A 6,329-nucleotide genomic window follows, 5' to 3' on the forward strand; every position below is an offset into this window, starting at 1 on the left:
TATGATAACGTGAGGGGGCGTCGGACGCGTCAGATGGGGATAAGAGACCGGGCCTGCGGCGTCCTCGAGGCCGCCCGGCAGGCCGGCCTGTCCGTGCCGGGGGACGGTGCCGGGTGGCGTCAGGTGCGCCGGGCGGTGGAGGCGCGGGGCACCAGGTGGGTGGCGAGCTCGACGCGCTGGCTGGCCAGGTCGTTGCCGTTGATCAGCTCCAGCAGCATCCGGCCGGCCATGCGGCCCATGTCGGCCAGGGGCTGGCGCACGGTGGTCAGCGGAGGAGAGGACCAGCGCGCCATGGGCAGGTCGTCGAAGCCGACGACCGAGAGGTCCCCCGGCACGGACAGGCCGGCCTGCCGGGCGGCCTCGAGGACGCCGAAGGCCTGCTCGTCGCTGCCGGCGAAGACCGCGGTCGGCGGATCGGACAGCGCGAGCAGGTCCCGGGCGCGCTCGTAGCCGCCGTCGTGGTGGAAGTTGCCGTGCCGCACCAGCTGCGGGTCCGCGGGGATGCCGGCGCGGTCCAGGGCCGCCCGGTAGCCGTCGATGCGGGCCCGGCTGCACAGGAAGGCCTCCGGGCCGCCGATGACCGCGATCCTCCGGTGGCCCAGCTCGACGAGGTGCTCGGTGGCCGCCATCCCGCCGGCCCAGTTGGTGGCCCCGACGCTGGGCACCTCGGGGCCGGGCAGGTCGATCGGGTCGATGACCACGACGGGCAGCCGCGAGCGGCCCAACCGGCGCTGGTCGGCGGCGGTCAGCCGGGAGGTCACCACGATCGCGCCCCGGCGGCCACCGGCGATCAGCGACTGCACCCAGTCCGACCCCGAGGGCCGGCCTGCCCGGGCGGACAGGGAGTCGACGACGACCTCCAGGCCGCTCTCGGTGACGCCGCGCAGGATCTCCACGGCCCAGGGGCTGTCCAGCGCGGTGAAGACGACGTCGACCAGGGGGCTCTCCGGCTCGGCGCCCTTGCGCGCCAGCGGGACGTAGTCGTACTCGGCCAGCAGCGCGAGGACGCGGTTGCGCGTGGCCGGGGCGACGTCGGTCTTGCCGTTGACCACCTTGGACACGGTCGGCAGCGAGACCCCGGCCGCCGCGGCGATGCTGGCGAGGGTGGGGCGGCCTGCCTGGTGCTGGGGCACTGTCCGTCCTCCCGGGGTCCGGCCGTCGTGGGTCGTCGTCCCGAGCCTGGCCGACCCGGGGCGCCGTCGCAGACGGACGTCCCCGGCCGCGGCGCCGGAGCAACGTGGTCCGGGATGTTATCGAAACTCTGCCGAAAGCGGTACCGGTCCACCGGGTCGTGCCGCACCCCCATGGGGTGAGACGGCTACCGGCGTCGCGACGACAGGCCGCACAGACGGGCACGTTGACAGCGACCATGACCTGCCTTACGTTCTCGCAACTGCTCGAAACTTTCGGTTTTCAATGACGAAACAGGAAGGTGGCGGTGGGATGTCCTCCCGTCGGCGTCTGACCCGTGTGACCGCACAGGCGAGCGCGGTCCTCCTCGCAGGGACCCTCGTGGCCTGCGGCTCCTCCGGCCCGGCCGGTGGTGGCGGCGGTGGTGACACCGCTCAGGTCTGGGCCCTCCAGGACACCGTCCTGAACCCGATCGAGGAGTCCTCGGTCGAGCGCTTCAACGCAAGCTCCGAGTCCGGTGACGCGGAGCTGGCCACGTTCGGCAACGACCCCTACAAGCAGCGGCTGCGGGTCGCCCTGGGCTCACCCGAGGCCCCGGACGTCTTCTTCAACTGGGGCGGCGGCAACCTCAAGGAGTACGTCGACGCCGGCCGGGTCGAGGACCTGACGCCGCTGCTGGAGGAGAACCCGGAGCTGCGCGACTCCTTCCTGCCCAGCGTGCTCGAGGCCGCCCAGCTCGACGGCAGGTACTACGGCGTCCCCATGCGCGGCGTGCAGCCGGTCGCGATGTTCTACAACGAGGAGGTCCTGGACGCCGCGGGCGTGCAGGTCCCGCAGACCTGGGGCGAGCTGCTGGCGGTCGTCGACGCGCTCGAGGCGCAGGGAGTCACGCCGATCGCGCTGGCCGGCTCGCAGTCCTGGACCGAGCTGATGTGGCTGGAGTACCTGCTCGACCGCGTGGGCGGACCCGAGGTCTTCCAGGCCATCCGCGACGGCGAGCCGGGCGCCTGGGAGCAGCCGGCCGTGCTCGAGGCGCTCACGATGATCCGCGACCTGGTCGACCGCGGCGCCTTCGGCGAGGACTTCGCCTCCGTCGGCTACGACGTCGGCGGCGCCTCGACGATCCTCGCGCAGGGCGACGCGGGCCTGCACCTGATGGGCTCGTGGGAGTACGTCAACCAGCTGGGCCAGAGCCCAGAGTTCGTCGAGTCGGGCAACCTGGGCTGGGCGCCGTTCCCCGCCGTCGAGGGCGGTGCCGGGAACCCCACCAACGTCGTGGGCAACCCGACGAACTTCTACTCGGTCGTGGCGGACTCCGACCAGAAGGAGACGGCGCTGGAGTACGTGACCACGGCGCTGAATGACGAGCAGTACGTGTCGGATCTGGTCGCCGCGGGCGACGTCCCGGCGGTGGCCGGGGTCCGGGACCAGCTGGAGCAGGCGGAGAACGCCGAGTACACGACCTGGATCTACGACCTGGTCGAGGCCGCCCCCAACTTCCAGCTCTCCTGGGACCAGGACCTGCCGGCCGAGGTGGCCACGCAGATGCTGACCGAGCTGCAGCGGCTCTTCCTCGGTGAGCAGACCCCGCAGGGCTTCGTCGACGCGATGTCCGCGGCCTGACGGACCCGACCCAGCAGCGTCAGCAGTAGGGAACCTGAGTCATGGCAGCCAGTACCGGACGTGAGCGGCCGTCGGGGTGGTACCTCGCGCCGGCGGTGGCCTTCTTCGGGCTCTTCGCCGTCCTGCCGATGGTCCTCGTCGTCTACCTCAGCTTCACCGACTGGGACGGCTTCGGGTTCCCGCAGCCGAGCGGGACGGCGAACTGGGAGCGCCTCGTCGCCGACGGCGAGGCGCGCGACGCCCTGCTGCTGACGCTGCTGTTCATGGTGTTCACCTGGGCCGTCCAGACCCCGATCGCACTCCTGATCGGGGTCTGGGCGGCCGGACGTCAGCGCAACCGCGCCGTCCTGAGCTCGCTGTTCTTCCTGCCGCTGCTGCTGTCGACCGCGGCGATCGCCCTGCTGTGGGTGTCCGTGCTCGACCCGAACTTCGCGTCACCCAGGCGCTGCCGCTCCTCGACCGCTTCAACTTCCTCGGCGACACCGACATCGTGATCTACACGGTGGTCTGGGTGGTGTCCTGGCAGTACGTCCCGTTCCACACGCTGCTGTACCAGAGCGCGGCGCGGCAGATCCCGCACAGCCTCTACGAGGCGGCGACCATCGACGGGGCGGGGCGCTACCGGCAGTTCTTCACGATCACCCTGCCGCTGCTCAAGTACACGGTGATCACTTCGAGCGTGCTGATGCTGGTGGGCTCGTTCACCACCTTCGACACGATCCTCATCCTCACCGGGGGCGGCCCGGGCACCACCACCCGCATCGCCCCGCTGTACATGTACATCACCGGCTTCAGCGGCTTCGAGTTCGGCTACGCCAGCGCCATCGCCGTCCTGCTGCTCGTGCTGGGCGCCGGGCTGTCGCTGTTCGTCACGCGGGTCACCGGTTTCCGGGCCATGCAGAGCCAGCAGGAGGGGCTGTGACCACCACCGCGCTGAGGACACCGGGCGCGACCGCCGCGCCGGCGCCGGCCCGCCCACGACGGCGGAGGGGACGGCGCCAGCGTCCCAACTGGCTGGCCGGCATCCTGGCCACGATCTGGCTCGTCCTGGTCGCCGTCCCGCTCTACTACCTGGTGACGGGCAGCCTGCGCACCCGCCAGGACTACCTGTCGACCAACCCGCTGGTGCCGCCGTCGGACCCGACCCTGGAGAACTACCGCACGGTCTTCGAGGGGGGCTTCCTCACCTACCTGCTCAACACCGTCGTCGTGACGGCGGCGACGGTGGCGATCGTGGTGGCGCTGTCCGTGCCGGCCGCCTACGCGGTGGCCCGCAACACCGGGCGGCTCGTGCAGCGGGGGTTCTCCCTCATGCTCGTCGGCCTGGCCATCCCCGCGCAGGCCGCGATCATCCCCGTCTACCTGATGATCACGCAGCTGCGGCTCTACGACACCCTCCTGGCGATCATCCTGCCGACCGCGGCGTTCGCGATGCCGGTCGCGCTGCTGGTGATGGTCAGCAGCCTCCGCGACATCCCCGGCGAGCTCTACGAGGCCCAGACCCTCGACGGCGCCAGCCCGCTGCGCGTCCTGCGCCACCTGGTGCTGCCCCTGGCGCGGCCGGCGATCACCACGGTCGCCGTGCTCACCTCGCTGACCGCCTGGAACGGCTTCCTGTTCCCGCTGGTGCTCACGCAGTCGGAGGAGACCCGCGTGCTGACGCTCGGCCTGTGGGACTTCCAGGGCCAGTTCGGCACCAACGTGCCCGGCCTGCTGGCGGCGGTGACGCTGTCGGTGATCCCCATCTTCGTCCTCTACCTGATCGGCCGCCGCTACCTGTTGAGTGGGCTGACGGCCGGCTTCGGCAAGTAGCCCGACCACCTCCGCACGACCCCACCGCAACCGCGAGAGGAACTCCTGATGACCACCCTGCAGCCGACCCCCGAGAACAAGTTCACCTTCGGCCTGTGGACGGTCGGCTGGACGGCGCGCGACCCGTTCGGCGACGCCACCCGCCCGGCGGTGGACCCGGTCGAGAGCGTGCACCGGCTCGCCGAGCTCGGCGCCTACGGCGTCACCTTCCACGACGACGACGTCATCCCCTTCGGGAGCGACACCACCGCGCGGGACAACCACATCAAGCGCTTCCGCGCCGCCCTCGACGAGACCGGCCTGGGCGTGCCGATGGTGACGACGAACCTGTTCACCCACCCGGTGTTCAAGGAGGGCGGGCTCACCGCCAACGACCGCGAGGTCCGCCGCTACGCGATGCGCAAGGTCATGAGGAACATGGACCTGGCCGCGGAGCTGGGCGCGCAGACCTACGTGCTGTGGGGCGGCCGCGAGGGGACCGAGGTCGACACCGCGAAGGACCTGATCGCCGCGCTGGACCGCTACGCCGAGGCGATCGACACCCTCGCGGCCTACTCCGAGGCCCGCGGCTACGGCCTGCGCTTCGCCCTGGAGCCCAAGCCGAACGAGCCCCGCGGCGACATCTTCCTGCCCACCATCGGGCACGCGATCGCCTTCATCAACAAGCTCGAGCACGCCCACCTGGTCGGGATCAACCCCGAGGTCGGCCACGAGCAGATGTCGAACCTGAACTTCACCCACGGCATCGCCGAGGCGATCTGGCTGGGCAAGCTGTTCCACATCGACCTCAACGGCCAGCACGGGCCCAAGTTCGACCAGGACCTGGTGTTCGGCCACGGCGACCTGCTGCAGGCGTTCAGCACCGTGGACCTGCTGGAGAACGGCGGCCCACAGGGGGGCCCGGCCTACGACGGCCCGCGCCACTTCGACTACAAGCCGATGCGCACCGAGGACATGGACGGCGTCTGGCGGTCGGCTGCGGCCAACATGCGCACCTACCTGCTGCTCAAGGAGCGGGCCGCGGCCTTCCGCGCCGACCCGGAGGTGCAGGAGGCGCTGGCCGCCGCGCGGGTGCCCGAGCTGCGCCGGCCCACGCTGGCCGAGGGCGAGACCTTCGAGGACCTGCTGGCCGACCGCTCGGCGTTCGAGGACTTCGACGCCGAGACCGTCGGGCAGCGCGGTGCCGGCGTGGTCCGGCTCGACCAGCTGATGCTCGAGCACCTGCTCGGCGCCCGCTGACCCGGTAGGCACTCGTCATGACACTGGTGGCCGGCGTCGACTCGTCGACGCAGTCGTGCAAGGTCGTGGTCCGCGACGCGGAGAGCGGTCGCCTGGTCCGGGAGGGCCGGGCGCCGCACCCCGACGGCACGGAGGTCGACCCGGCCGCCTGGCGGGCAGCGCTGCAGGCGACGATCGAGGAGGCCGGCGGCCTCGGCGACGTCGCCGCGGTGGCCGTCGGCGGGCAGCAGCACGGCATGGTCTGCCTCGACGAGGACGGCGCGGTGGTCCGCCCGGCGCTGCTGTGGAACGACACCCGCTCCGCGGGCGCCGCTGCGGACCTGGTCGCCGAGCTCGGCGGGCCCGAGGCCGGCGGCCGGGCGTGGGCCGACGCCGTCGGCCTCGTGCCGGTCGCCTCGTTCACGGTCACCAAGCTGCGGTGGCTGGCGCAGGCCGAACCGGAGAACGCCGCCCGGACGGCGGCGGTGTGCCTGCCGCACGACTGGCTGACCTGGGAGCTGGCCTGCCTCTTATACACATCCTCC

At 71.7% G+C, this 6,329-nt stretch carries 7 protein-coding genes; 6 read left to right on the forward strand and 1 reads right to left on the reverse strand.

From position 1 onward, the window contains the following. Positions 1-119 precede the first annotated feature (119 nt). Complete coding sequence (locus CNO22_RS24975; protein WP_100501952.1) at positions 120-1,133, reverse strand: LacI family DNA-binding transcriptional regulator; 1,014 nt, start codon at positions 1,131-1,133, stop codon at positions 120-122. A gap of 337 nt (positions 1,134-1,470) precedes the next feature. On the opposite strand from CNO22_RS24975, the gene CNO22_RS24980 reads away from it, so the two are divergent. The 6 genes from CNO22_RS24980 to CNO22_RS25000 form a co-directional block, all read left to right on the forward strand. Beyond that, positions 1,471-2,754: an ABC transporter substrate-binding protein gene (locus CNO22_RS24980; protein WP_100501953.1), complete on the forward strand. Its 1,284-nt coding sequence runs from the start codon at positions 1,471-1,473 to the stop codon at positions 2,752-2,754. Positions 2,755-2,795: 41 nt separating this feature from the next. Next, positions 2,796-3,248, forward strand: coding sequence for a carbohydrate ABC transporter permease (locus tag CNO22_RS28595; RefSeq protein WP_198588580.1), 453 nt, complete (start codon positions 2,796-2,798; stop codon positions 3,246-3,248). After that, positions 3,158-3,676: a carbohydrate ABC transporter permease gene (locus CNO22_RS28600; RefSeq protein WP_198588581.1), complete on the forward strand. Its 519-nt coding sequence runs from the start codon at positions 3,158-3,160 to the stop codon at positions 3,674-3,676. Before CNO22_RS28595 ends, CNO22_RS28600 begins: the two co-directional genes overlap by 91 nt. Beyond that, the gene (locus tag CNO22_RS24990; RefSeq protein ID WP_232807335.1) at positions 3,673-4,566 is read left to right on the forward strand and encodes a carbohydrate ABC transporter permease; all 894 of its coding nucleotides are present in this window, start codon (positions 3,673-3,675) and stop codon (positions 4,564-4,566) included. Before CNO22_RS28600 ends, CNO22_RS24990 begins: the two co-directional genes overlap by 4 nt. A gap of 48 nt (positions 4,567-4,614) precedes the next feature. Beyond that, on the forward strand, positions 4,615-5,805 hold the full coding sequence (gene xylA, locus CNO22_RS24995; protein WP_100501954.1) for a xylose isomerase: 1,191 nt from the start codon (positions 4,615-4,617) through the stop codon (positions 5,803-5,805). Positions 5,806-5,822: 17 nt separating this feature from the next. Beyond that, positions 5,823-6,329: FGGY family carbohydrate kinase (locus tag CNO22_RS25000; protein ID WP_269799634.1), on the forward strand; the 507-nt coding region annotated here is incomplete at its 3' end.

This window comes from Geodermatophilus chilensis (assembly GCF_002802985.1).
GTDB classification, from domain to species: Bacteria; Actinomycetota; Actinomycetes; order Mycobacteriales; family Geodermatophilaceae; genus Geodermatophilus; species Geodermatophilus chilensis.